Raw genomic sequence first — 25,316 nt, 5'->3', positions numbered from 1 at the left:
CGCCAGCGCCGGAACGCAGCTTGCGCCCAGTGCGAGCACGCCACCGCCCATGAAATGCCTGCGGTCGAACATCCTCTCCTCCTCCTTAAGTTCCAGCGTCCGATCCCATGATCAGCGTTCCGGTCTATTCATTGCGATATGATTGATGCCCGGACGCAGGTCCTGGCGGACCCCGTTCCATTCGAGAAATCCCGACAGCGTGCCGGGTAAAGTGACAGTCGCGGTCAATTGCCCGTGCGCTTGCGCATAATGCGTCTCGATCAACCCCAAAGGATGCGCCATGGCAGCGTCGAGATTGGTTAGATCCCCTAAATGGGGACGGATCGCCACCTTGCCAAAACCGGGGGCATCGCTCTGGATGCCAGCGACATAGGTCAGCAGGCCGCTGGTCGGATGCGAACTCCACGCATGGGTGTCCGACCGGCTCGGATCGGGCATTTCGGGGAAAGCCGTGAAATTCTGTGCAAGCATCGCCCGCCAAGGCTTGAGCATTGCGAGATAGCGATCGGCAAGGCCGGCATGGTCCAGTGCGCGCGCCAGATAGAAGGAGAAATAATAGGTGCTCGCCAAAATGCCCTCCGGCGCTGCCAGTCCGCCCTCGGGCACGGTCACTTTGTCGAGCATCGCTTTCTGCCGGTCAGCCGGAACCAGATCGTAAAGCACAGCCAGGATCGCTGCATGCTGGCTAAATTGTGTCCGAGCCGGCGTGTCAGCATAAAGCCCCCTGCCTGCGTCCCAGCATTGCGCATCAAGGCTGCGCCTAACGACAGTCGACTGATCGCCATAGGCGATCGCACGCGCGCGATCGCCTATGGCCCGCTCCAGGTCTGCACCATCCCGCAACGCACCATAATAAAGCATCGTGATGACGCAATTGGGAGGCCCTTTGCCACCGCGTACATCCCATCCATCCAGATGGCCGATCCAGTCGATGAATGGCCAACCCGACTTTTCCTGGACGATGCCGTTTACGTCGAGATTGTCCTTGTACCAGTCTATGACCGAGCGCGTTCCCGGCAATGTTCGCCGCAGCACCTCTTTATCGGGTTGCCGCATCCAGAAATCATGCAGCGAATTGATCCACAACAGTGCGAAGGGCGGTATCACATTCTTGTTGGTTTCAGGCCAAGCCGATTGCGGCAGTCCCTCAACAACGCGGCTGTGATCGAAGGCCTCGAGCGCCTGCACGGCCAAGCGGTTATCGCCCGCAACGTCATAGGACAGCAGCATCTGAATCCGACTATCGCCAATATATTGCAACTGTTCCCAATAGGCGGTGTCCATATAGGTTTCATGCGCGTCAATGAGGGCCGTCTTCCAACCGATATCCCAGATCGCATTTAACTGCGGGTCATTGCTGACAAACCGGCCCCTGCGTTCGAAGGGATAGCCGGTTTCATAGGTCTCCAGGCGCTCAAGCGTGAGCGGCTGCGCCGCTGTTTTGATCCGCAGTTCGACAAAGCGCCATGTGCGCCACCAGAAAGGTGCAAGCCGCCGGTTGGCCCCACCGTCGGGAACCAACATATCCGTCAAGCCAAGCAGTTTTCCATCGGCTACGCGCGCGCGATCCGCAAAGCGCACGGGCTTTGGCCGGCCACGGTTATCCTGGATCGTTCGTGCTGGATCGTAAAGCGCCTCGGCATAGCTCAACGTCACGCGCGCGCCAGCGCCGCCTGATACAAATAGCGCGGGATAGGCGGCCAAGACGCGACCGGCGTCAACCAGTATCGCCGCCTCGCTATTGGCGGGCACTATGACAGGCTTAGATGGGAAGAGCGATGCGCGTACCCCTGTCGCGCGTACCACCTTACCGCTCGGGACTGACCGATAGGTCATTTGGGGCAGCGTGTCAGGCACCAGCGAGAGAGTGGCAGGACGAGCATCCAGAGCGATGGCGGGCTGCCAGTCCGCGAGCGTCGAGCGAATGGTGGACCAGTCGGTCGCCTGCAATGCCGCAGTGATGGTTTCCGGCCCGCCTGCGGCATAGAAGGTCTGGCCGATCTCACCGATCAGTTGTGCCATGCCCGCAGCAACGCTGCGCGATCGGTCCACCCGGACCTGCCATCCCGCTGGCCCATCGATCAGTCTTTGCTGGGCGGGATCGACCGCCCGAATGTAAAGGGCCGTCCGGCCGCCCGACAGCTGCGCCAGCGGGGCATATTTCCCGTCGCTCCACACCGAAACAGCAACGACATTAGACCCGGTTTTCAGAAAGGGCGCCAGGTCGACGATTTCATATCGCCAATGCTGGCGGTCGCCACGCGCGGGACCCTGCGCAACCCGCTTGCCGTTGACGAACAGGATGAAGCGGTGGTCGGCGCTGATCCTGACCGGCATGCGCGCAGGCTTGCGCAACAGGGACAGTTCATGTCGAAATTGCAGTGCAATCGGATTATTTTCCCTGTCGGCGACAGCCGTTGTTGCGGCCGTAATCCAGTGCGTCAGATCCTGCGCGTTCGCGGGCACGGCCCAGAGCAACAGCAGCGCCAGAGCGGACCGAACGGCTGGAACAAACATCATATCCTATCCCACTTTCATAGCTTGCCGGTCTTCATCTTCGCCGACGACAGTTCATCTGCACGCCACCGGCTCACGAAGCGACGCAACGCCCTTCGGCAACAGGCATTCCTGCAGCGACCGGGTTTCGTCCCGCAATAGCGTAATGCGATCAGACGCGATCGCATTACGCTCCCCTTCTCTTTGATCACCAACATTACCCACGTGAGCGGAGATCATCCGCCCTCCTGAGAAACGCTCTAGAAGCGCAGCTTGACGCCAGCCGTAAAATAGCGGCCCAAAACATCGTAGAGCGTCTTGTCCGTCGGATAGGTAAAGCCCGGGTTGACGGTTGCAGGTAGATAGGCTGGCTTTACGTTAAAGAGATTTTCGACCTGAAAGAACAGCGTGAAGGCATCCTTTTCGCCAATCGCCTTCGAAGCATATAGGTCGGTATAAACTTTGTTAGGCGCCTTGAGGAATGCGGGGTCAAAGAACTCTTGCGTGGTCGTACGCCGGTAGCTGCCTGTAAACCGCTCGGTAAACTGTATCGTCAGACCGTTGTTGCGATACGCTTGTTGCAGCATACCCCGCCACTTTGGCAAGCCTGCCGTTGTTGCGGTGCTCACAACCATACCCGCCCGCTCCACGACCGGCGCATTGGGCCCTGCCTGCGTCTTGTAGCTGTCGAGATAAGACACAAAAGCACGCAGGTCTAGCATGCTGCTTTGTCCGAACAGACCGCCGAGCGGCAGGCTGTAGTTAACTTCCGTATCGATCCCCTGGACCTTGATCTGCGCCAGATTCTGAGGCGCAACACGGATTTCCGTGGGGAAGTTCGCGGCTGTCGTATTGCTGTACGGGAAGGGCCGAAGAATAAGGTCGCACACTGGCGCCGTGCCGTTGCTCACGAAACAGTCGTTCAACTGAGTCTGCGATGTCTGGCTGCCAATCGCATCCTTGATCTTAATTCGATAGGCATCGATCGAAATTGTCAGCCGCGGCACAAAGCTCGGATTGAGAACTAGCCCCGCCACCAGAGTATTGGCCTTTTCAGGCTGGAGATTGGGATTGCCGCGATTGATGATCGCCGATGCAGAGGTGACGCCGGTGAGGCGATCGGTATTGACCCCCACCTGCGCCTGGTCTCCAGCAAACAGGTCGAACAGACTGGGTGCCGCTATGTCGCGCGATGCGGTTGCACGCACGCGCACGCCAGCGACCGGCTCATAGACCGCACCGGCCTTCCAAGTCTTGACCGACCCGCTGGTCTTATAGTCTGTATAACGAAAGGCGCCATTGACCTCGAGGCTACGGCCCAGCGGTGAATCCCGCAAAACGGGCACGTTGATCTCGATATAGCCTTCTTTCACAGTCTGCTTGCCGTTCGCCACCCCGACATTTGTCGTGGCAAAGGGCAGCACGCCGGTCGGGACGCCACGAATGCCGGTATAGTCGATGGCCACCGCCGGGTCGGCGTTGCTTGTTTGATCCAGCTTTTGCCAGCGCATCTCGCCGCCAACTGCAAAGGCAACCGGCCCTGCAGGCAATTCCAACAGGTCGCCCCGGAAGTTCGCCGCGACAATGTCGAGTGTGTTAACGATCCGCGATTCAGACCGCTGGCGAATGAATGCAAGCGCAGCAGGATCCAGATTACCTTCGCCAAGCACGTTGATGGGTACGCAACCAGGGAGAAGGGCCGGATTACGGAGCGTCACTCCGCAAACGATATTGCCATTGGGTCCGCGTACAGCATCGACGGCCGCGTAGAAATTTCTATTATTCTGTTCGACCTGCGAAAGATCAAGCTGAGCGCGGCCGTGAACATAGGTTACATCCCATTTGAACGCACCAAGATCGCCCGAAAGACCGGTCTGGATATTGTAGCTCTCCGTCACCGACGTCTGCTGGTTGCCCAGACCATCCCGGAACAGCTTGGAGAGGGTGAAGCTGGGCGACGCCCCCAAGCCATTGCGTACATTAGGCGTCAGATAGGGATTGTCTGCGAAAATGGTGATTCCGTTGCTGGTACCGCCCCGACGGGTCGCAAAGGCGGAAAGATAGCCGGTCTTGCTGCGCGCATAACTTCCCTGAACGAAGCCCGAAATCGAATCGTTGAAATCGTAGGACAGCCGTCCGAAGGCCTGAGTTGTGGCCAGTTCCGGCACCAAGACCGTAGGGGGTTGATAGGCCCCTTGCCCCCCCGCCGTAACATTGGACGTGCCGGTCGATGTGCCGGCCTGAAACGCCGAGAGCGAGCCGTCAGGATTGAACGTTTGGCCGGCAAGCGGTCCCGATCGGATCAGGCCGCCAAAGCTGACGTCGTTGAAATGCGCATTGGTAATCTGCGTCAGCGGAGCGTTTGCTCCCCCTGTGCCCACCATGAGCGCGAGATCGTCATAATAAGGACGTTGGTCCTGCGACCTGATCCCCTTGTTAACATATCGTTCAACGCTGAATTCTGCATGGCCTGCACCGTTGGCAAACGGTGTGCCGGCCGCCAACCCCAGACGATAGGAGCCTGCATCGCCATAATCTGAAATGCCGCTCTGAGCCTGTACTTTGACGCCCGTGAAACGTTTGTTGAGAATGTAATTCACAACGCCACTTACGGCATCGGAACCATAGGCTGCCGATGCACCGCCTGTCACTACATCGACCCGCTCCACGAGCATCTGCGGCATGATGTTGGAATCGACAGCATTGGAAGATGAGGTCGGCGGAACGCGCGTCCCGTCCAGAAGGACGAGGACTCTTTGCGATCCCAGACCGCGCAGGTTCAGATAATTGCCCTGAAGTCCGGCAGTCGCGTTGAACGTGGTGCTACGATACTGGCTTGACGAGCCCAGAAACTGAGGCAGCCGATTAAGGGCGTCGGGGATGTTGCTCGGCGCTGTCGTTGTGAGCGCTTCTGTCGTGACAGCCGTCACAGGTGTCGGTGCGGCCGAACCATTTCGGATCGTGCGCGATCCGGTAACGATGATGTCCTGCGATGCCGATCGGTCGTCAGCCTGCGCAACGGTCGTACCCGCAAGCCCGCCCGTGGTTACCTGCGCGCTGGCCTGGGCGGCGTGGAATGCTGCCAGGGCGACGCTGCTTGTAAGTACCGCACGAATCTTCATTTAATCCCCTCCTTTTTATGACGCGAACATTACCTATTCGCCTTGTTGTTCTCACCGCAGCAACACTGGCCTTTCACCTCCTGCCAACGTTGGCGGAATTGGATATGTTCAGTGCCGCGAACGTCCTAAAAGCCATGATGATCATGGGAAATGAAAGGCGATTCGCATTTGCTTTATGAAAATCCGCATCTCTTTCCACAACCGTTGAGTGTTGCGGCGACCGCGAGGGCAAAAGAAATGACCGAGCGGCATAGCGTCCTACAATGCGGCACGCCTGATCGCGGCGATTGCCGTGCCTTGTTTCAGCTTGAAGAAACCAGGTATCGCAGACAATGCGGAAGGCCTGGATGATGTCGTGAGGATCTAAGATCAGGACTGATTTACTGATCCAGAAGATGACGGTTGCAGCGATGCAGATGGCGGACATGAATGTGTGGGCGCATCGATCAGTAGCGGGTATGGATGCGCCGCCAGTCCTTGAGCCTGCCGAACATATTCTCGATCCTGTGGCGTTGGCGATATAGCACAGCGTCGTGTGCGGTGGGGATCTTCCGGTTCCTCTTTTAGGGGATGCAGGCCGCGATGTTGCGTTCGGCAAGCGCCTTGCGAAACCAGTCGGCGTCATAGCCACGATCGCCGAGCAGGGCTTTGGCGTGAGGCAAAGCGTCGAGCATCAGGATGCCTCCCTTGTAGTCGCTCATCTGGCGCTCGCTCAGCAGCATGACCAGTGGCCTGCCCTTAATCGACCCGTGGGACCCCGTGTGACAGCGGGAAATATGGCTCGATCCGGCGCATCTGCGCCTCCGACAACCACATCAGATCACTCATGGCGACTCCTCCTGACGCCGCCATTGAATCAACCAGTCACCTGCTCGGCAAGAGATTTAATAGATCCTGATCCTAAAATGGTAATACAAAATACTGCATTCATGATTGATAATAACTTATCGTATTTTAAGACATTAAATCTTCGCCGGCGGGATAAGCCGTACGAGCCAAGGCAAATTTCTCCGCCACCGTGCGGTTTCGCGCTGACGAAGATTGAGTGTTTCAGCGAGGTTAGAAATCTGCTTTCGGCTCAGTCCCGACCGTTCGCAAAGAAAGGGGTGACGCGGTATTCGCGCAAAATAGCTGTGAAACAATGCTTGGCGATCTGCGTGGACAGCCGGCTCGCCTCGATGGAAATACAGCGCCGTCTCGCAGAAGAAGACGGTTCCTGCCGGGCCTTCGCAACTGACGATATCCTGTTCATAGTCGGCGCCGAGTTTTTCCGTCAGCGCATTGTTGTCAGCCAAGCTGTAACGATAGCCATGAGGCCCGCCTTGTGTGTGGTCGCGGCGGCGTATGAGCTGAAACGGACCGCCACCCGCCACGACATCGTTGCAATAGATGCCGATCTTAACGGTGAGACGGTCTTCCCAGTCCCGATGCCAGCAACGTGGCCCCGTTTCCTGGCTGCCCGATACCGTGTAGATCAGATTGACGCCGTCATAGCCGACTGGGACTCCGAGATAGGCCTCAACGATATCCAGCAAGCGCTCATGCAGTCCCCATGCGAATATCTCTGGCCGTGACGCGACCGAAGCGGGCGGAGCGATCGTCAACGTGGCCCCATCGGCGGACTGCCGCCGCGCTTCCACCGAGAAGGCATCGCCGAGCATCCGCCCTGCGGCCAGCATCGTGTCCGAACCGGGCAATCCCAGCGCGGTCAGATTTGTCACGAAAATACCGTCCCGCCGGAGGCCTTCCACAATTTCCAGATCGATCCCCGACAGCTTGGGCGCTTTCCCCTCATGCCGGGCGAGAGACCTGGCATGACCAATTTCCAGGCGCCGATTGATTATCCGCATATTGGCGCAACGTAGCGCCATGCGGGCAGGGAGATCGCGCATCCACCCCATCATCCCGCGTATATTCACCTTAGCCACGAGCCAATATTCCAAGGGCCCGATCGACCTGCTCATCGCTCAGATTGGCGTGGATCGGCAGGCACAATATCTGGCGCGCGATGCGGCGGGCGACCGGCAGGGGCTGGCGTGCCGACGGCAGATCCCGATAACCGGGCATGTCGCAGATCAGGGGATGGAAATAGCGCCGCGCCATGATACCGACAGATTGCAGTTCGCGGCATAAGGTATCGCTGCTGACCGCATATTCCTCCGTCACGCGCACGGGAAAATAGGCGTGATTGAGCGTAGGCGAACCAATGGCGTGGAACGGCATGATACCCGCCATGCCTGCCAAAACACTATGGTACCGCGCGCTGATCGCGGCCCGCCGCGCGATGATGTCGTCGATATAGCGCAGCTGCAAAAGGCCAAATGCCGCCTGGAGTTCATTCAGCTTGCCATTGATGGAGGCGCCCGCCAGCGTCGTGTCGCCGACGAAACCGAAGTTGCGCAGCCGGTCGATCTTCGCTTTGATCCGCGCGTCAGGCGATATGATCGCGCCTCCTTCTATCGTACTGAAAACCTTGGTCGCATGAAAACTGACAGTCGACAGGTCGCCATGGCACAGAATGCTTGATCCATCAGCCTGCACGCCAAAGGCATGGGCCGCGTCATAAATCACCTTAAGGTCATGAATGTCGGCCACTTCCCCGATCGCCCTTACGTCGCACGGATGGCCAAAACAATGCACCGGCAAGATGGCGGTGGTCTTCTCAGTGACGGCCGCTTCAATGCCTTGCGGTGCTAGGTTGCAGTCGGCCTCGTCAATATCGACGAAGACCGGCGTCGCGCCGACAAGGCGCAGCGCGTGCGCGGTCGCTACGAAGGAAAATGGCGTCGTTATGACTTCACCACCGATCCGGAGCGCCTGCAAGGCTATCCATAAAGCCGTGGTTCCGTTGGATATCAGGGAAAGATGCGGCACGCCCAGATGCTGCTCCAAAGCCCGTTCCAGTTCTTGGTGGAACGGCCCGGAATTGGTCAGCCAACGATTGGCCCATATGGTCTGAAGATAAGGCATATATTCAGCCAATGGCGGCATGAAAGGCTGGGTAACGGGTGTCGGCCATTGTTCCTGCACCAAGGCCAGTGGGGGAGACACGGGGGGGATCGCAGCAAGAAGTTCACGAGGAGTCATGCGTCCATCTCCACCTTGTCAGGCAAGGGTCATACGACATTGCAAAGGCGCATGCCGGACCTGCCATCTTCTATAAAGGATCGTCATGCGCCCGCGGAGACAGCGGAATGCGTGGGGGAAATCCAGACCCGCATCCCGCAGGCCATGGCGACGATCAGGGTGCGTCATAATAATCATATCCATAACGATCCCGCCTGGCGGTTATGGACTTGTTCAGCACCGATCCGACAATCCGGGTCGGACTGAGCAGCCGCAAGACCTGCTTCACATCCCTCGCCGTGGTGCGCCCTTCCTCTATCACGATCACGATACCGTCGGCATTGCGCCCGATCAGCATGATGTCGTCCAGAACAAGGGCCGGTGGCGTGTCGATAACGCAGATGGGTTGATGGGATGCGGACTGAATGGCCCGTATCGCGCCGGACATTCGCCCCGACGCAAGAAGGGTCGAGGAATCCTGCCGGGGCAGCCGGACCGGAAATAACGTCAAATCCAGTCCTCTCGCCTTTTGCCCGACATCCTCCCATTCGCAGTCACCCAGCAGATAATCGTCCACGCCGGCCTTCACCGTCAGCCCGAAGCGATCCGCCATCGTCGGCCGGCGCAAGTCGAAATCTATCAATATCGTCGGCTGGATCAGGCAGAGCGCCGTCGCAAGATTTGTGGTGACGAACGTCTTTCCGTTGCCCGCCTGGGTCGATGTAATCGCCAATATCCTGCCGCCATCGGCGTGAAAGCCGTTCATGATCTGGGACCGCAGCAGGATGAAGCTGCGCGCGCGCTGATCCATATGCTCCAGCCCGAATATGCCATTGTCGAGCAGCAGCGACCGGTCGAGAATGACATCCCGTCTTTCGGCTGCCTGCGCGACCATGATCGCGGTACCCTTGGCTATAGTCGCCATCATTCCACTCCCGATCGAATGATGCCGGACCGTTTAGACGGCAACCGTAAGAAGCGGCGTGCGCGCTCCAATATCGGCACCGCCATGCCGGGCGCCAATATCGGGACGATGGCAAGAGGCGGACAGTCCATCAGCCGCGCCAACGCGCCCTCGCCATGGATCGGACCTGCAATGAATTCCCAAATGATGACCAACATCAATCCGACGACGAACCCGCACAGAAGACCGCTGATCAGCAGTTGCATTCTCTTGGGGCGAATAGGGTCTAGCGGCGCACTCGCCGCGTTCACGACCGAGAACCGCTCGCCCTTGTCTTCTGCCTGAAGGCTGGCTGCGACCTGCGCCTCCATCTGCGTGTCGCGCACATCCTGATATTGGCGTTTCAGATTGTCGTAATCGCGCTCCAGATTGTTCAGCTCATAAGTTGCTTGCGGCGCAAGCGCCGTCACGCGCTCCATCTGCGCGATAGTTCCAACCAGTTCGTTCCGGCGGGCGGCCAACATAGCGATGCGCGCGCGCGTAGCCCCCATTTCAGACGCTACTGCGCCGCTGCCCGGCATCGGCCCGGCCGACCGCTGAGCGACCCGCCGCTGCCGCTCGACGGCTATTTGTGCGGCGATCACATCGGGATGCGTGTCCGAATAGATGGCGCCCAACTGCGCGACACGTTCTTCGGCCCTGCGCAACGCATCCAATTCTGGCCGAGGCGCAGCCGCGATTTCCTCGCTCCGCGTCGCAAGCAGGCTGTTCTGTTGCGCAAGGCCCTGTGTTTCCGCATCCAGCCGGGACACTTCGGAACGGAGCGATGATCCCGATTGTGCGCTCAACGCCACCTGATCTGGAAGAGCGCCGGCATAGCGGCTTTCGATCTCCCTGCGTTTGCCTTCCAGCGCGACCATCTGATTACGTAAATCATCGACGCGCCGCCCCAAGAATGCGGCGGTGCCCACGGCCTGCTCGGTCCGCAGTCTCTTGTCTTCAGTCATGAACATCGCGACAAGTTTCTCGGCGACGGCATGGGTGGCGGCAGGATCGAAATAGGTGAAGGACAGGTCGAATGCGATCGTGTCGGTCGCAGCGCCCGGACGCTGGTTCCCGCTGGCGCTTACTAGGTCGACGGCGATGGCACTGCGCATGAGCCCGAGCAGGTCGTCGAACGACATCGAACGCTGCTCCCTTTCATAAAGCCCCCCTTCCCGGATCAATCTGGTCAGGTTGGAACGGCTCATGATCTGCTGCCGGATCTTTGCCACACGTTCGTTGGCGTAATTGGCGGTACGCACCGGGGCGAAGCTGGTCGGGATCTGCGGCGAATCTATCAGCAGCGTTGCTTGTGAACGATAGGCTGGCGTCATCACCAGCGCGATCGCCAGCGCCGCCAATATACCGATCAGCGTCGGTACCATGATCCACCAACGCCGCCTGTATATAATGGCCAGGAGTTCCGGCAAGCTGATCACGCTGTCATTCTGGCCGAGATCGTCGTTCATTTGCGTTGTCCGAAATGGTAGCGCAGCTGAAGGCCGATAAAGGCCGATCCGATCCGCTTCCCCGTAACGAGTTGACGGCGAAGATATTGGGCACTGCCGGTCAAAGTGACATTCGGCCGCAACTTCCAGTCCAGCATCACGATGTTGCGCACCGCATCGGTCGTACTGGTGCGCATGCCTTGGGCAGGTGCGGTTACGAGCGATCCGCCGATCAGCGAGGAATGGCGATATTCGCTGACACCGCGCAGCTTGAAATGCTCGCCCAAAGCCTTGCTGAGCGATATCGACACCGTTGCGTCACGACGCAGGCCGCCAAAGCCGCTGATTTCCGAATTCAGCGTGGCGGAAAGGCAACCGGTCAACGCATGGCCGCCTTCCTCCGCCTCCCGGCACAGGTCGATCCGGCCTGCCAGCAAGGTGCGGCCTGGACGACGCATCTTGACGTCTTCCATCCATTCGATCTGACGCCCTGCCCGTTCCACGCCGAGTTCCGCCAGCAGGCGTGCGCGTGGCCCCAGCTGGCGATTGAGCGTGGCGTAAAGTGCCATACTGTTCATGCCGGCCATGCCACTCACGGAATTCATGGTATCGCGCGCCCGCAGTCCGATGCTTGTGCGAGGGCCGACACGGCGAGTGTAAGCCAAGCTGAAGGTCAAGGCGTTTGCGTTGCGCAGCAGATCGCTGTCTGCATAGACGGCTCGTTCAAATCTTATGTCCGGCGTGATGAGCGTATAGATGTCAGGGCGCCACGTTGCATCGACGCCGCCATACCAGCTGTTGCGAATGCCGCGCGGATCGCCGGCCGCATCATCGCTGGACGCAAGCAGGTCGATCGCCAGCGCCCGACTATATCCCGCCCATCCACCAACGGTGAGATATTCGCTATCGCGATAGCGCCCCTCGGCACGGAAATCGCCCAGCAGATAGTGGCCATATCGCCGTGTATAGTTGCGATATCTGATCGTGCCGCCAGCATCCAGGGTCGATCCACCTGGCGAGGTGATGGTGATGCCGGGAGATGCCGCCACTTCGAGCGAGGTCGCGCCTCTGCGTTCGCCTTGCAGCAAAAGGGGATTGGGAGATGCCAGAACCGACATATCGACGTCCAGCCGCGGTTCGGTGCGGCCATTGGCCGGCACAACGATCATTGCCGGGATGCCCATGGCAGCGGCCCATGCCTGACGATCAGGGAATGAGAAGGACATCGCCCGCCTCCAGCAGAGGAAGAGGCGTAGCGAGCCGCCCCGGATCAATGCCGCGCGCGCCCTTCAGCAAGGCAGAAAGGCGCACCCGCTCTACCGTCTGCCCTTGCGCCGTATGCCTGAGGATGATGGCATTCTTTACGTCCGCAAACTCCGCCAGCCCGCCGGCCATGCTCAAGGCCTGGATCACGTTGACCGCCTTGCCGGACGAAAATCCGCCCGGCGTGCGGACCTTGCCCATCACATAGAAGCGCATGCCTGTGGCCTCCCGCACCGCAACGGTGATGTCCGGCGCACCGTCCCGGTAATTGGGTGCGATGTTGGTGCGGATCTGGTTGGCGATTTCCGTGACCGTCCGGTCGGCCGCCGCGATCCGTCCCGCCAACGGGAAGGTGAAAGTGCCATCGGGCAGGACGCGCACGACGCGCTGCAACCGCTCTTCCCCCCAGATCAATATGTCGAGTTCGTCGCCTGGATTGATACGGTATTCAGGGTCGGAACCGCTTTGTGGGGCCAGAGACGCTATGGGCTGTGCGACTGCAGCAACGGGGCCAGCAAACAGAAGTAGTGACAAGACGACAAGCAATAGCTTGCGCAAATAAATATCCGATCGCGCGCCAAGCATCGTGACAGCCCCCAGCAGTTGAGCGCCGAGTCTAGTGTGATCGACCGATGCCTGTCAGTCGTTCGAGGATGGTCCTATTTCTGACCACTTGAAATGCGGAATAGGGACCTTCGTTCTTACCCGTAGATAGAATATACGGGGATATAATGCCCCGTATATTAAATCCGCTATGATGTTGCGTCGCGGATGTATAGAAATTTCAAATCTGCCCAGTGCGGATCCAATCCTACCCCAATTCTGCCGAGGAAGATTTCATGTCCCTGACATTGTCTGTTCCCGCGCACGCAGCCCCTGCGAACATTGATGAAGAATGCGTTGATCTACAATATTCGCAGTATCGTTCAACGGCGCAGACATTTGGATTTTTGGACTTTGCGTTCAGCCAGCGCGAACAGGCCCACTTGCTGGCCGATATCGAGCGAAGACCGACAGATGCGGCTTTTGCCTATATCGTCACGCCCAATGTCGATCATGTCGTCCGCATCCAGTGCAAGCGATCCGATCTGTGGCCCATCTATCGCAATGCCTGGATTACGCTGTGCGACAGCCGCATATTGGGGAAGCTGGCGCGACGGGCCGGTGTACCGTTGCCGGTCGTGCCGGGCAGCGACCTGACCGTCGCGCTGCTGCAAGACATCGTTCAGGCTGACGATCGCATTGCGATAATTGGCGGAACCCCTGCCATGGTCGATATATTGCGACAGCGCTTCGGCCTGTCCCGACTGATCCATCATGATCCGCCAATGGGTTTCATCCACGATGCCGATGCGACGCACGATGCCGTACGCTTCGCAGTCACGGCGCAGGCCCGCTATGTCTTCATTGCCGTGGGATCCCCACAGCAGGAAATGCTCGCCTATCGCATCAGTCGGACCGGCCAGGCAGTAGGGATCGGGCTTTGCATAGGGGCCAGCTTGCAATTCCTGACCGAGGAACAGGCTCGGGCGCCCAAAATCCTGCAACGTCTTTGCTTGGAATGGCTTTTCCGACTGACGCATGATCCCGGGCGATTGTGGCGCCGCTATCTGGTGGATGGTCCTCTCATCTTCCAGATCTTTCGCCAGTGGCAACGCCGACGGGCGGAGTGATCCGCCGTCGAACGACATGAGGCATCGGCATGGACGCAAAAGTTTATGGATCGCGGCTGTGGCCCTGTCGCAAATCGGTCCGGCAACGCCGGTCGTGACGCAAATGAGCGATATCGCGGTCCCGATGGCAGCATCTCGCCAGCTTCCGCACGGCCCACGGCGGCTGTTCCTGTCAGGCCATAGCCTGATGGACCATCCTTTCCCTGAATATCTCGAACGCCTTGCCGCAAGCATCGACCGACCTCTGCTGTGGGACATGCAGCAGCTGGCCGGCTCGCCCATAAAGAATCGCACCATGGGGCATGGTCCAGGCCGCTGGACCGGCTATGCCACGGGAACAAACCGGAATGACCAGCCGATAGATGTGCTGTCGGAACTTCATAGGGCGGGTTCCTATGGAAACCAGCCCTATGACACGTTGATCATCACGGAACAGCACAGCTTGCTGGACGCTATCTTGCGGCACGACATGATACGATATTTGCGCGATTTTCATGACCGCATGGTCGAACAGAATTCTCAGGCACGAACCTATGTTTTCGAAGCGTGGATGACCGTTGCCGACATGGATAGGCCTTCATCATGGATCGCCTATGAACGATCGGCTGCTCCCATATGGCGATGCGTCGCGGATCGAGTAAACCATGATCTTGCGGCATCCGGCCGCGCCGATCGCCTGATGACGATCCCGGCCGGGTCGGCGCTGGCCGCACTGGTCGAACAGGCACTATCACCCATGTCCGTTCCCGGCTTGAAAGGACATAATGCGCGAGCGACAATGGCCACGCTCTTCCGGGACGACGTCCACCTTACCGAGACCGGCACATATTTCGTCGCGCTGCTCACATCCGCGATAATATATGGGCAGGCCGTTGATACGCCCGAGCGTCCTTTTGGCATGCGAGAGGACACGGCGCAGAGGCTGCAACAGATTGCATGGAATTTCACGACTGACCTTGGTGAACCCTATAGACCGATGTCGAGCGATGCCTGCCTGGCCTATCTCAGCGACGATTTTGCGCCTGCCTACCTGGCCTATCAGCGCGATCTGCAATGGCGCCGCAAACCTGGCGCCAAAATCTGGCTGCGATGGATCAAGCTGCGCCTCTCATGGCCCGGCCTGTTCAGGCGCAGGGACGCCAGCAATCCGTTTCACATCGACGAGCCGATCGTTCCGATCCTCTGATACGAGCTTTGCAAGGTCGATCAGCGCCCCGTCCGAAAAGCGCACGCTGGAAATCCGGGTCAGGCTTTGCACGCCGGTAGGACCGATCACCTGCACCATGGCCTGCAACGGTTGAGCCTTGAACCTATAGGATGTCCGACGCTCCGGCAGGACAAGCATATCATGCCCCCCGCCCCCGTCGATGCGGCTGCCCGATCCCCGCCCGGCAACGAAGCGATCATTGCCGCTGCCCCCGACCAGCACATCATAGCCATGTGCGGTGCCGGTAAAGGTTTCTCCCTGCGTCCCACCTAGCGCGATCCGTGCGTCGGCATAGGCAATGGCCGGTCCGCGTGCCGAAGAGGGCGGATGCGTGCGCAGCCATGTCATCAACGCATCATATCGTGGCGAACCAGTCTGCCGGATCGTTTCGAGCGCCGACCAGTTCCCCCATTTGGACGGCGTGCCGATGATGCCGAAGTTCATGAAGAGGCTGCCGCCCGCTTGCGCAAAGGCGCTGTAGTTGGCGGTTTCCAGCGCCTTGAATTCCGGCCTGCGCTGCAATTTGGCCAGAAAATCCGTGTAAGGCTGATTAGCATGCTGGGATATGGGCGTATATTCGCCAAAGCCGCTTTCATAGCTGACGAGGCGCAAGCCATGAGCCCGCGCACGTTCGGCATGATATTGATAGAGCGGCGCATTGAAATCCGAAATCCGCTTGTTGAGGACCGCGATCGCGCGACCATAGCCACCATCGGCATCCTTCCACCAGCTTTGGACGATGGGCACGGCGTCATCGACGTTCATCGTGCCGTCATAATAGCCGGTGACGGCATATTCGTCGAAATAGTCGGCGGCATGCAGCCGCCGTCCATTACCGTCGCGCCAATGCTGGGTTTCAAGACCGGTCGCTTCCAGCCCGCGCCAGCCGAACTGGGTGCCGAACACCATCGCCACCCTACCCGATCCCAACCCGCGTTTCTCCGCTTCGCCGAAGGCGCGCTTCCAGATCATGCCGACCTGCGCCGCGCGCATGCCATACCATTCCAGCCCGTCGCCATCGGGGCCGAAAATCGCGCGGGCGCGGGCGCGAGCATAGCGTGCCTGCGGGAATATCCAGTTCCAGACCTCATTGGAAAGTTCGACATGGACCTTGAGGTCGGGACGCAGATGCGCGTGGACATAGGAGGCAAAGCCCCGGACATAATCGTCGCTCGCGTTGACGGGCATGGTGAACCACGGTTCGGCGCCCGCACGATTGGCCAGTTCGACCATGGCTTCGACCGGCACCCCGCGGCTGCCTTCTCCCCAGCGCATGGATGTGAGCCTGGGCCGATCCGCCCAGTCCAGTTGCAGCGCGCCCTCGATGGCCACCTCGTCCGTCAGCGGACCACCTATGGGCGCGAACAACGCATTGCTGTTCATCCAGTCCATGAAACGCAACGCATGGAAGGATTTGATCCGTTCTAGAAACTCCGGGTCGAATGTCAGCCCGGCCCGGTAAAGCGGCAGATAATCTTCCCGGACGATGCGTATATCGCGTATCGGATCACGCCCCCCTCCATCGGCGTCGATGCGCAAGTAAAGGCTTCCGCCCCGGCCGGCGCTTACATGCAACTCCCCATCGATCCGGGATAAGACCCGCGCTCCGTCCACATCGACGGCCGTGATCGCGCCATGGCCTTCATAGAGGACGACATAGCGTTCGGCAGGCAGCGCAGCGGGATTGTCATGCAGGATGTTGACGAGCAACGTGCGGTAACGGCGCATGCCAGCGCCCACGGGTAGCAGAGGCCAACCGTCGCGGTCCTGCGCTATGGCTTCCCTTGTATCATAGACGCCTTCCGCCTGGGGCAACCAGACGCTCGCGGATTTCATCAGGTCCAGCACCGGCATGGCGCTGCTCCAATAGGCAAGGCCGTCCAGATTGGTGCCCATCGCCATACCGCCCGGCGCCGGTCCAGAGACGGAGCGCGAAACCGGCGTCGCCGCCGCGCGGTCTTTATCCGTCGCGGCGGCGACGCCACCTTCCCCGCACCCCACCAGACACAACATCACGAACAAAGCGGCGGGTTTCCGACACAGAACGTCCATGCACGTGACGCCTGAAATTGCCGGAGATTTCCCCACGCACTTATCCCCTCCCAATGGGCATGATCGGATGTTGCGGGCCGTGTCCATATACTGACCGGACACATGGGTTCGAGGAGGCATGCTCCTGCCTCCCATCCTAGCCCCACGACCCCGATGCGACAGGTAGCGATATTATGGTGGTTGAATGTACCGGGAAGAAATCCGCATCGACGGTGCTAAGGCGTCACAACGTGCTGCTGCTGGCGGAAATCGCCAATCCCGACATGGTGAGCGTGCCGTTGATCGGGTGGTGCATTGCAGAGGCGCTGGCCCGGCAGGCGGACGTGCATCTGGTGACCCATATCCGAAATAGGCCGGCCATAATGGCCATGGACTGGCAGGAAGGCCGCGATTTTTCGACCATCGATACCGAAGCCGTAGTGCGCACGATATTTCGAGTCGCGCGATTTCTGGGCGCGAGCGACGATCGTGGCTGGACGATCTATCAGGCGTTGGCGCCGATCGGATGCTATGCGTTCGAAAAAGCGGTCTGGGATAAGTTCCAGCCGGCTTTGAAGGCCGGCGCCTATGACATCGTGCATCGCCTGACACCGATGAGCCCGACGACCCCCTCCTATCTTGCCGCCCGGCTCAAGCGGCTGGGCGTGCCGCTGGTGGTCGGGCCGCTCAATGGCGGGCTGCCATGGCCAAACGGCTTTGCGGATCGACGAACGCGCGAACGGGAATGGCTGTCGCAACTGCGCGGCGCCTATAAATGGCTGCCTGGCTATAGGGCGACCCGCCGCGACGCCGCAGCGATATTGGCGGGATCGCTCCATAGTCTTTCGGAACTACCGGAACAGGCGCGGCCGCGCGGCTTTCACCTTCCGGAAAATGGCATCGACCCTGCTCGCTTCGCCTTGCGCCGCACGAGACGTGCGCAGGCACCGTTGCGAGGCGCCTTTGTCGGGCGACTGGTGCCATATAAATGCGCCGATGTGCTGATCCGCGCGGTACAGGACATGTTGCGGGCGGATGCCCTGCATCTCGACATCATCGGCGACGGGCCGGAACGCGATACTATCGCCGCGCTGGTCAGGGAATTGCATGTCGATAAAGCGGTCACGCTTCATGGCGCAGTAGAGCATCGGCAGGTGCAGACATTGCTGGTCGACTGCGATTTTCTGGCCTGCCCCAGCATAAGGGAATTTGGCGGAGGCGTGGTGCTGGAGGCGATGGCATTGGGTGTCGCCCCGATCGTCGCCGATTATGGCGGGCCCATAGAATTGATGGACGATCGGACCGGCATTCGCGTCCCTTTTTCAAGTGCGCAAACGCTGGAGCAGGGCTTTCGCACCACCATATCGGCTTTGCTGGAGGATCCCGCGCGCCTCGACCTGTTGGGCGATGCAGCCGTCGAGCGCGTCCAAACGCTGTTTACCTGGGATCGAAAGGCCGAACAGATCATGCAGCTCTACGACTGGGTACGCGACGGCGGATCACGCCCTTCATTGATGCCCGGACCCCGTTGACTCGTGGCGTTCGTCGTCATCCTGATGCTGACCGCGATGGTGCTGACAGGCGCCCGACATTTGCCCGGCAGACTGAGTGCGCTGGCTGGTCCGCATCAGATGACCATTGCGCTTGCCTTGCCGCTGATCGGCACGTTCGGCCTACATTATGCGATATTTTCAGCCGGTGTCATCGGCCTGTTGCTGCTGGCTCCAGGATTTGGCCGCTCGGGGCTGGTCTTGCCAGGTCCAGGCGCCCTGGGCCTACGCTGCCGGCTGTTCCTGCTGTGCCTGCCGCTGATGCCGATGATGGTCTTCACCATTGCCATCGGCGGCCTGACCTTTGCCCAGTTCACCTATGTCCATCTGCTCAGCATGGGCCTGTTGCTGGCGATGCTGCTGGCGGGCGAACGCATCTACCACCCAAGGCTGCTGCAATGGGATATTCTGCTGATATTGATGCTGATCGTGCAGGCGTTCATGGACTGCCGCGGGAACGACCTGACCTATTCGGTCCGCGCCTGCGACCAGGTGATCTTGAACCTCGGCTTGCCCTATCTTGCCATCAGTCGCGCGTTCATCCGATCCAGATCGCCCAATGACCTGATGCTGTCGGTCGTCCTTGGGGGCTGCATATTGGCCCTGATCGTGACGTTCGAGGCACCGCGTCACTGGCTGCTGTACGACACCATGCCGCAGGGTATCGGGGCCGATCCCGAATTGAGTTCGGGCTATGCCAAGCAACGGGGTGGGTTGTTGCGCGGCCGAGCGAGCTTCCCCGAATCCACGGGCCTGTCGCTGCTGCTGGGTTTGGACGTGGTGATACTCGTCGCGTTGCGGCGCCATATGGGGTCGCGGCTCACCTTCTTTGTGACGTTGGCGCTGCTGGCGTCCGGCGTATTCTTCACCCTCGCGCGCATCGGCTATATCGTTATCGTCGCCGGCCTGATCGCCTGCATGGCGCAGGAGCGCCGATGGGTAGGGTTATTCAAGATGCTGCTGGCGATGCCCCTATGCGCGGGCCTATTGTTGTTGTTATCGCGCGTCATCCCCACGCTTGCCGCGTCGATCGGCACGGGGGAAGACGCGGCCGGATCGGTCGATTACAGATCCGAACTTCTGTCGTCCGGGATGGCGCTGGTACGTGAAAACTGGGCCGCGGGACTTAGCATGCCGGACTTGCTGGAGCGGCTTGAGCATCTGCGTCAGGGTGAAGGCATCATAGATCTGGTCGATCAGCCGCTCACCATATTGATGCGCGGCGGCGTGATCGGAGCGGCGGTCTATTATGCCATATTGGTTGGCGTCCTGGGCCGGTTGTTCGCGCGCGGCCCTGCCTTGGGGCGGGAGTCGGCCATGTCGGCAACGGCATGCTTCGCCGGGCTGGTGGGACTGATGGCCAGTCTGACCACGACCAGCTACGGGCGCAACGAAACAACCTATGTGATGTTGCTGGCGGCGGGCGCGGGATTACTCGCGCGGCGAAGGGCAAGCGTCGGCGCTGTCGTCAGCAACGTCCCATTTATCGCTCTTATGAAGCCTTCAGCGTGAAATAGAGCGTGTTGCCCATCAACCCGAGCAAGATGCCAAACAGCAAGGCGGCGATGATGAGTGCCTCCTCCCTTATTTTCAGCAGTCCAGCGCGCCGCAGTTCATACCAGCAATAGCATTGCACGGGCAGTTCGATACCGCCCACCGCAGCGATCAATCCTATGGGGCCGAACAACAGAAACCCCACACTTCCTGCGCTCAACAACCATCCAAGCCGCACCAGATTCGCATAGAGCAGCGCCTGAACACGGCCGACCACGATCAATATCTCGCGCGCGGCATAGTTGTTCATGGCGATGGCCGGAGCGAGCGCGAGAAGCTGTAAATAGGGAGCGGCCGCCTGATATCGGGGATCATAGAGCAGATCGACGACGGCCGGTCCCATGCTGATGAAACCGCCCATCGCGACCATGTATAACAAGGTCAGTTTGCGGCGACTGACGTAATAGATGTGCGCCAGATTGGCAGGTTCGTCCCGTAACGCCCGCGCGAAAGCAGGCAGAAGGATGCGATTGGGGTAGAGGGTCGTGAAGCCGGAAGCGGCGCCCGAAAGGTTGGATGCCAGCGAATAGAGGCCGAACAGGGACAGCGGGAAAATGCGCGAGAGAGCGATCTTGTCGACGTTGGACAGCAGAACCTGGATCGTGTGGGCGCTCGCGATCGTGCGACCAAAACGCCAGAGATCGCGCACTTCCCTCCGCTCATAGGCGAGGCGCCGTCCAGCGCCGGGGAATAGCGTATAGCTGAGCAGTGATTTAAGCGCGGTCCCGACCAGTCCAGCCAGGATGATCGCCCAATAGCTGTGCAGGAGCAGCGCCAGCACGATGCCCGCCACCGTCTGGCTCACGGCGCTGGTGATGTCGAGCAGACTGAGCATCAGCAATCTTTCCTGCCGGATCGTTGTGAAGGGCGCGAGCGAGGAACAACCGTCGATCAGGAAGTGCAAGGCAGTAACGGCAATGGCGACCTGCAACATAGGCTTGTCCAGCATCTGGGCAAGCGGACCGGCGCAGGTGGCAAGCAGCAGGGTCAGGGCCAGCCCCCGCGCCAACCGGACCGTCCAGATGATGTCGAGCAGATGCGGATCGTCGCCGCGGGCATGGCGGATGATATAGACGCCGAAGCCGACGTCGGAGATCATCAGGAGAATGTTGAGGATCGCCCCGGTCAGTCCGGCGACGCCGAAATCGGCAGGCGACAACACTCTGGTCAATATGATGGTGCTGACGATACGCAGCAGGTTCGATGCGATGATCGTGATTGCGACCAGGCTGACCCCGCTGGACATCGTACGGTGCCATTTTGGTCGTTCTATGACGGTCGCCATGCCTTTATTCCGCCCCTGTTGCGGTCATGCGCCCATGCCCCATGGCGAAGGCGAACCATCATTGGCCGCTCGAGGAAGAGGAAGATCATGAGTGACACGCCCACGCAAAATGGCGGGAGAGACAAGGACATGGACAGGTAATGTGCCGGATCGCCACCCCACAGCCGGTGGGTCAGCGTGATGATCGGCCGATGGGTCAGATATAGTGCGAAAGACGATTGCCCCAGCAGGATCATCCATGGATGGCGCAAGGCACGCGATACGGCACCTTGCCCATGAGCGAAGATCAGCACGGCAGCTGCCATGATCGGCAGATAGGCCAGTTGCCAGCGCAGCGGCATCGGCAAGGCCATGAGCGAAAAGCCGATCATCGCCGTCGGCACCGCAATGACGACTGCGACCTCCGTGCCCGTGCCTGCCAGCGCGTTCCCATACCCCGACCGCCAGGCGCGATACAGCAGCATGCCGACGATGAAGTCGATCAGCCGCACCGGCGGGAAGACATAGAAGACCCATTCTGCGGTGGCCGAATAGCCGCCTTGCCGGGCCATGATTATCGCCAAGACCGTTATCAGGAGCAGTCCGCCCGACAGGCACAGACCAAGCGATCGGGTCTGCATCCGGCATAGCCACGGAAAGGCCGCATAAAAGGCGAGTTCGTCGGACAGGCTCCAGGACGGGCCATTGAGCGCGTAGTGAATGGACGGGTCGGGTACCCAGGCGTGCATCAGGCCCAGGTTGAGAAGGATCGTACCGGGACCGGGCATTTCCCCTGCGAACGCTAGCCAGCCGATGAAAAGCAGCGCCATCAGCCAGTGCAATGGCGCGATGCGAAATATGCGCGTCTTCATGTAGGATCGCAGGGTGACCGAACCTCGCTTCAGCCGGTCGCCATAGGCGTGGGACAGGATGAAGCCCGACAGGATGTAGAAGAAGGACACGCCGCAATAGCCCTGCCGCAGCAGTGTTTCGTACAGCCAGCCACTTACCCTGCCTGAACCATCGCCCAGGAAATCGAGATGGGACAGCAGCACGGCAAAGGCCGCCACGAAGCGCAAGGCCGTCAGTTGGGAGAGGGATGAAGACCCGTCTGCCGCAGCCACGCATCACCCTGCATCCGGCGCGAGCAAAGCGAGATATCGGTCCGCCACATGTCGCGTGCTGAACTGGTCGAGCCAGCTTCGCGCGACGGGCGCAGGCTTTTCCCGCAGCACATCCAACATCGCCGCGCTCATCCCCTCCAGGTCGCCCACCCGTACCAGCGTCCCGCACTGCCCCCGGTTGAGCGCCTCCGCCGGTCCGGACGGACAGTCGGTCGCGACCACCGGCGTACCTACCGCCATCGCCTCTATCACGACATTGGCCAGGCTTTCGAAATCGGACGACAGGACCATCAGAGTCGCCTTGGCGACATAAGCGTGGGGATTAGGGACGAAGCCCAGCAGGGCGACATCGTCTTGCAACCCCATTTGCGCCACCAGCGTAGTGAGCATATCACGCTCCCCGCCATCCCCCAGAATGACCAGTCGGGCCGGCATCTGCGCCCGCACGCGGGCAAAGGCGCGGATCAAAAGGGAAAAATTCTTCTGCGGTTCCATCCGTCCCACGGCGATGATGACGGGACATCCGCCACCGGCAAACCAGGGATGATCCACGGTTTCCTGCGATTGGGCGATCATCGCGTCGTTGACGATCGGATTATAGATGCAGGCGATGCTTTTCGGGTCGATGCGGATCACCTTTGCCAGATCAAGCGCCGTGCCCTGCGACACGGCAACGATCCGATCGGCAAAGGGGTAGAGATAATGCGCCAGCGGGAAAAACCAGTAGCGTGACTGCCATGGCTTGGGGCCAGCCCGGTCGACGGACGGGAAACAATGTTCGGTCAGCATCAATCGAAACGGCATGCCCGCTATCCACCGCATGACCACGGCGTAAAGGTTGGGAAACCCGAAGCTCGTACACATTAGCGCTGCCGGGCGATTGTCCCGCACGTAACGCCGCAACTTGAACAGCCGTGCGAGCGGCCCCCTTGCATCGAGCACATCATATCCGACGCCGGGGGGAATGAGTGCGCGGAACGGAGAATGAGGATTGTCGATATCGACCAGAATCGAACAGCGGATGCCGCGGCGCAGAAATTCCTCGGCCAGGTTGAATACCACCCGATCGACACCGCCATTGTGCAATTGGCGCGTGTAGAAAATGATGTCGACCCGACTGCCGGACGCATTTAATTCCATCTCAGTTCGCCGCGCGCAGGAATATGGACGGGATGGGCAGGATTGCCGGCGACGGCTCCACGGGGGGCGCCACAGGCGCTGGGCTTCTCTTCTTCTTCGCGACCTCCGCCAGAATGTCGAGCATGTCGTCAGCCTTGTCGGCCCAGCCATGGCGCGCCTGTTCAAGATGGTGCCGCGCGGCCGTTCCCATCGCCTGGCGCAACAATGGAAATTGAACCATGCGGCGCATGGCGCTGGTCAACCCGGCCACGACAGCCTCTTCAGAATCTGGATCGACCAGCAGCGCGCAATCGGTCGAAGCATATTGTGCCACGCCGCCCCAATTGATGCCGATCACCGGCAGGCCTACGGCCATCGCCTCCATCATAGCCATCCCGCCACATTCGCGCAGCGATGGTGTCACATAGACATCCGTTTCCCGCAGCAAAGCCTGATAATGATCCCGTCCCAGACGACCGTGCAGCGTGATATGCTGGGTCAATTCCTCCCGCCTTACCTGCGCCTTGATCTCCTCCAGCAATTCGCCGTCGCCGACCAGATGCAGCATGGTGCCACCCGATCGGGCCAATGGCGCGAAAGCCTGCACCAGAAGTCCTATCCCCTTCCAATCGACGAACCGCGCGCAAAAAATGAAGGTCACCGGCGCGTCGGCAGAGCGCACTAGCGGCGGACGCACCTGCCACCGTTCCAGATCGACCGCGCTTTCCATAAGCTGGAACAGCTTGCCACGCACGCCGGGCGGCAAGGCCTCGCGGGTCTGGTCATTGGCAACGACCAGCGCGGTCGCCCGCAATTTTCCCGGAAATAATCGGTGCAGCAACGCCGAACCCCATCTGGATGCAGCAATGGCTGCACGGACGATCGCGCTGTCCATTCGGCGAAAGGCCGGTGGCAGGTTCATGCCGCCGCTCATCGGGCCAATGACGACCGGAGCGCCCAGCCCCAGCATGAAACTCAGCGCCTTCGCCGCGATCGGCGTGGGCTGGAACACGACATCGATATTAAGTGCTTTCACCATAGCGCGCGCAATGCCGCGCATGCGCCATTGCGTGACAAGCTGGATCAGCTGGTTGAAGATCAGATCCTCGACCCGATAGGGGAAATGCCGACCGATCCCGAAAAGCAGGCGCTGTAGCGCGGAATCCGACACGAAACGGACACGATCAAATTCGTCCGGCGACAGGTCGGCGCGCAAATCCGCCCGCACCCGTTCATGGCACAGCATATAGACATCTTCGCCATTGGCGACGAACTGCTCGAAATAGCAGCAGGGCAGTAATGTCTCGCCGCTCATGCGCAGCGAAATATTTTCAGCCACCAGCAAGATCCGCATGCCCGTGTCCCCCATACGTTATCGGCGTCATCGTGGACGCCACGGAATGCTACCTGCCCGTTGGGCATCGCCACAGCCTGCGATCTACGTTGGACAATA

Annotated in this window: 20 protein-coding genes; 4 read left to right on the top strand and 16 right to left on the bottom strand. The window is 60.0% G+C overall.

Going from position 1 to position 25,316, the window contains the following annotated elements:
- Positions 1–111: 111 nt before the first annotated feature.
- The 11 genes from AC07UX_RS10115 to AC07UX_RS10065 form a co-directional block, all read right to left on the bottom strand.
- Complete coding sequence (locus AC07UX_RS10115; protein WP_495191880.1) at positions 112–2,520, bottom strand: alpha-L-rhamnosidase-related protein; 2,409 nt, start codon at positions 2,518–2,520, stop codon at positions 112–114.
- A 236-nt stretch (positions 2,521–2,756) separates the two neighbouring features.
- Entirely contained in the window at positions 2,757–5,618 is a 2,862-nt protein-coding gene (locus AC07UX_RS10110; protein WP_495191879.1) for a TonB-dependent receptor plug domain-containing protein, read from the bottom strand.
- A 73-nt stretch (positions 5,619–5,691) separates the two neighbouring features.
- Entirely contained in the window at positions 5,692–6,045 is a 354-nt protein-coding gene (locus AC07UX_RS10105) for a hypothetical protein (protein WP_495191878.1), read from the bottom strand.
- A gap of 19 nt (positions 6,046–6,064) precedes the next feature.
- Entirely contained in the window at positions 6,065–6,166 is a 102-nt protein-coding gene (locus AC07UX_RS10100; protein ID WP_495192270.1) for a transposase, read from the bottom strand.
- A 15-nt stretch (positions 6,167–6,181) separates the two neighbouring features.
- A complete protein-coding gene (locus AC07UX_RS10095; protein ID WP_495191877.1) occupies positions 6,182–6,340 on the bottom strand; it encodes a hypothetical protein in 159 nt (52 codons plus the stop codon).
- A gap of 240 nt (positions 6,341–6,580) precedes the next feature.
- Positions 6,581–7,561: a hypothetical protein gene (locus AC07UX_RS10090; protein WP_495191876.1), complete on the bottom strand. Its 981-nt coding sequence runs from the start codon at positions 7,559–7,561 to the stop codon at positions 6,581–6,583.
- A complete protein-coding gene (locus AC07UX_RS10085; protein WP_495191875.1) occupies positions 7,539–8,669 on the bottom strand; it encodes a DegT/DnrJ/EryC1/StrS family aminotransferase in 1,131 nt (376 codons plus the stop codon). The genes AC07UX_RS10090 and AC07UX_RS10085 overlap by 23 nt, the downstream gene beginning before the upstream one ends.
- A 190-nt stretch (positions 8,670–8,859) precedes the next feature.
- The gene (locus AC07UX_RS10080; RefSeq protein WP_495191874.1) at positions 8,860–9,612 is read right to left on the bottom strand and encodes a CpsD/CapB family tyrosine-protein kinase; all 753 of its coding nucleotides are present in this window, start codon (positions 9,610–9,612) and stop codon (positions 8,860–8,862) included.
- On the bottom strand, positions 9,609–11,099 hold the full coding sequence (locus AC07UX_RS10075) for a GumC family protein (RefSeq protein ID WP_495191873.1): 1,491 nt from the start codon (positions 11,097–11,099) through the stop codon (positions 9,609–9,611). Before AC07UX_RS10075 ends, AC07UX_RS10080 begins: the two co-directional genes overlap by 4 nt.
- Positions 11,096–12,304 carry a hypothetical protein gene (locus AC07UX_RS10070; protein WP_495191872.1) on the bottom strand — a complete coding sequence of 403 codons (1,209 nt, stop codon included), beginning with the start codon at positions 12,302–12,304 and terminating at the stop codon, positions 11,096–11,098. The genes AC07UX_RS10075 and AC07UX_RS10070 overlap by 4 nt, the downstream gene beginning before the upstream one ends.
- Positions 12,285–12,926: a polysaccharide biosynthesis/export family protein gene (locus AC07UX_RS10065; protein ID WP_495191871.1), complete on the bottom strand. Its 642-nt coding sequence runs from the start codon at positions 12,924–12,926 to the stop codon at positions 12,285–12,287. Before AC07UX_RS10065 ends, AC07UX_RS10070 begins: the two co-directional genes overlap by 20 nt.
- Before the next feature lie 365 nt (positions 12,927–13,291).
- On the opposite strand from AC07UX_RS10065, the gene AC07UX_RS10060 reads away from it, so the two are divergent.
- Together AC07UX_RS10060 and AC07UX_RS10055 are read left to right on the top strand one after the other, a co-directional pair.
- Complete coding sequence (locus AC07UX_RS10060) at positions 13,292–14,014, top strand: WecB/TagA/CpsF family glycosyltransferase (protein ID WP_495191870.1); 723 nt, start codon at positions 13,292–13,294, stop codon at positions 14,012–14,014.
- A 58-nt stretch (positions 14,015–14,072) separates the two neighbouring features.
- Positions 14,073–15,200 carry a hypothetical protein gene (locus AC07UX_RS10055; protein WP_495191869.1) on the top strand — a complete coding sequence of 376 codons (1,128 nt, stop codon included), beginning with the start codon at positions 14,073–14,075 and terminating at the stop codon, positions 15,198–15,200.
- Here AC07UX_RS10055 and AC07UX_RS10050 read toward each other — a convergent pair.
- Complete coding sequence (locus AC07UX_RS10050; RefSeq protein WP_495191868.1) at positions 15,123–17,273, bottom strand: hypothetical protein; 2,151 nt, start codon at positions 17,271–17,273, stop codon at positions 15,123–15,125. The two genes, AC07UX_RS10055 and AC07UX_RS10050, sit on opposite strands and share 78 nt — an antisense overlap.
- Positions 17,274–17,503: 230 nt before the next feature.
- Between AC07UX_RS10050 and AC07UX_RS10045 the strand changes: the two genes are divergently transcribed.
- Complete coding sequence (locus AC07UX_RS10045; RefSeq protein WP_495191867.1) at positions 17,504–18,784, top strand: glycosyltransferase family 4 protein; 1,281 nt, start codon at positions 17,504–17,506, stop codon at positions 18,782–18,784.
- A 3-nt stretch (positions 18,785–18,787) separates the two neighbouring features.
- Entirely contained in the window at positions 18,788–20,314 is a 1,527-nt protein-coding gene (locus tag AC07UX_RS10040; RefSeq protein WP_495191866.1) for an O-antigen ligase family protein, read from the top strand.
- Here the strand turns inward: AC07UX_RS10040 and AC07UX_RS10035 are convergent.
- Genes AC07UX_RS10035 through AC07UX_RS10020 form a run of 4 tightly spaced genes read right to left on the bottom strand, consistent with a single transcriptional unit; the run spans position 20,295 to position 25,217 of the window.
- Entirely contained in the window at positions 20,295–21,641 is a 1,347-nt protein-coding gene (locus AC07UX_RS10035; RefSeq protein WP_495191865.1) for an oligosaccharide flippase family protein, read from the bottom strand. The two genes, AC07UX_RS10040 and AC07UX_RS10035, sit on opposite strands and share 20 nt — an antisense overlap.
- Positions 21,626–22,744 carry an acyltransferase family protein gene (locus AC07UX_RS10030; RefSeq protein WP_495191864.1) on the bottom strand — a complete coding sequence of 373 codons (1,119 nt, stop codon included), beginning with the start codon at positions 22,742–22,744 and terminating at the stop codon, positions 21,626–21,628. Before AC07UX_RS10030 ends, AC07UX_RS10035 begins: the two co-directional genes overlap by 16 nt.
- Before the next feature lie 3 nt (positions 22,745–22,747).
- Positions 22,748–23,884 carry a glycosyltransferase gene (locus AC07UX_RS10025; RefSeq protein ID WP_495191863.1) on the bottom strand — a complete coding sequence of 379 codons (1,137 nt, stop codon included), beginning with the start codon at positions 23,882–23,884 and terminating at the stop codon, positions 22,748–22,750.
- Between the two features lies 1 nt (position 23,885).
- Positions 23,886–25,217, bottom strand: coding sequence for a glycosyltransferase family 4 protein (locus AC07UX_RS10020; protein ID WP_495191862.1), 1,332 nt, complete (start codon positions 25,215–25,217; stop codon positions 23,886–23,888).
- Between the last annotated feature and the right edge of the window lie 99 nt (positions 25,218–25,316).

The sequence above is a fragment of the Sphingobium sp. GW821-FHT02B05 genome, from assembly GCF_059421905.1.
The sequence above is the reverse complement of the archived record's forward strand: the minus strand, read 5'-3'. Positions and strand labels throughout refer to the sequence as shown.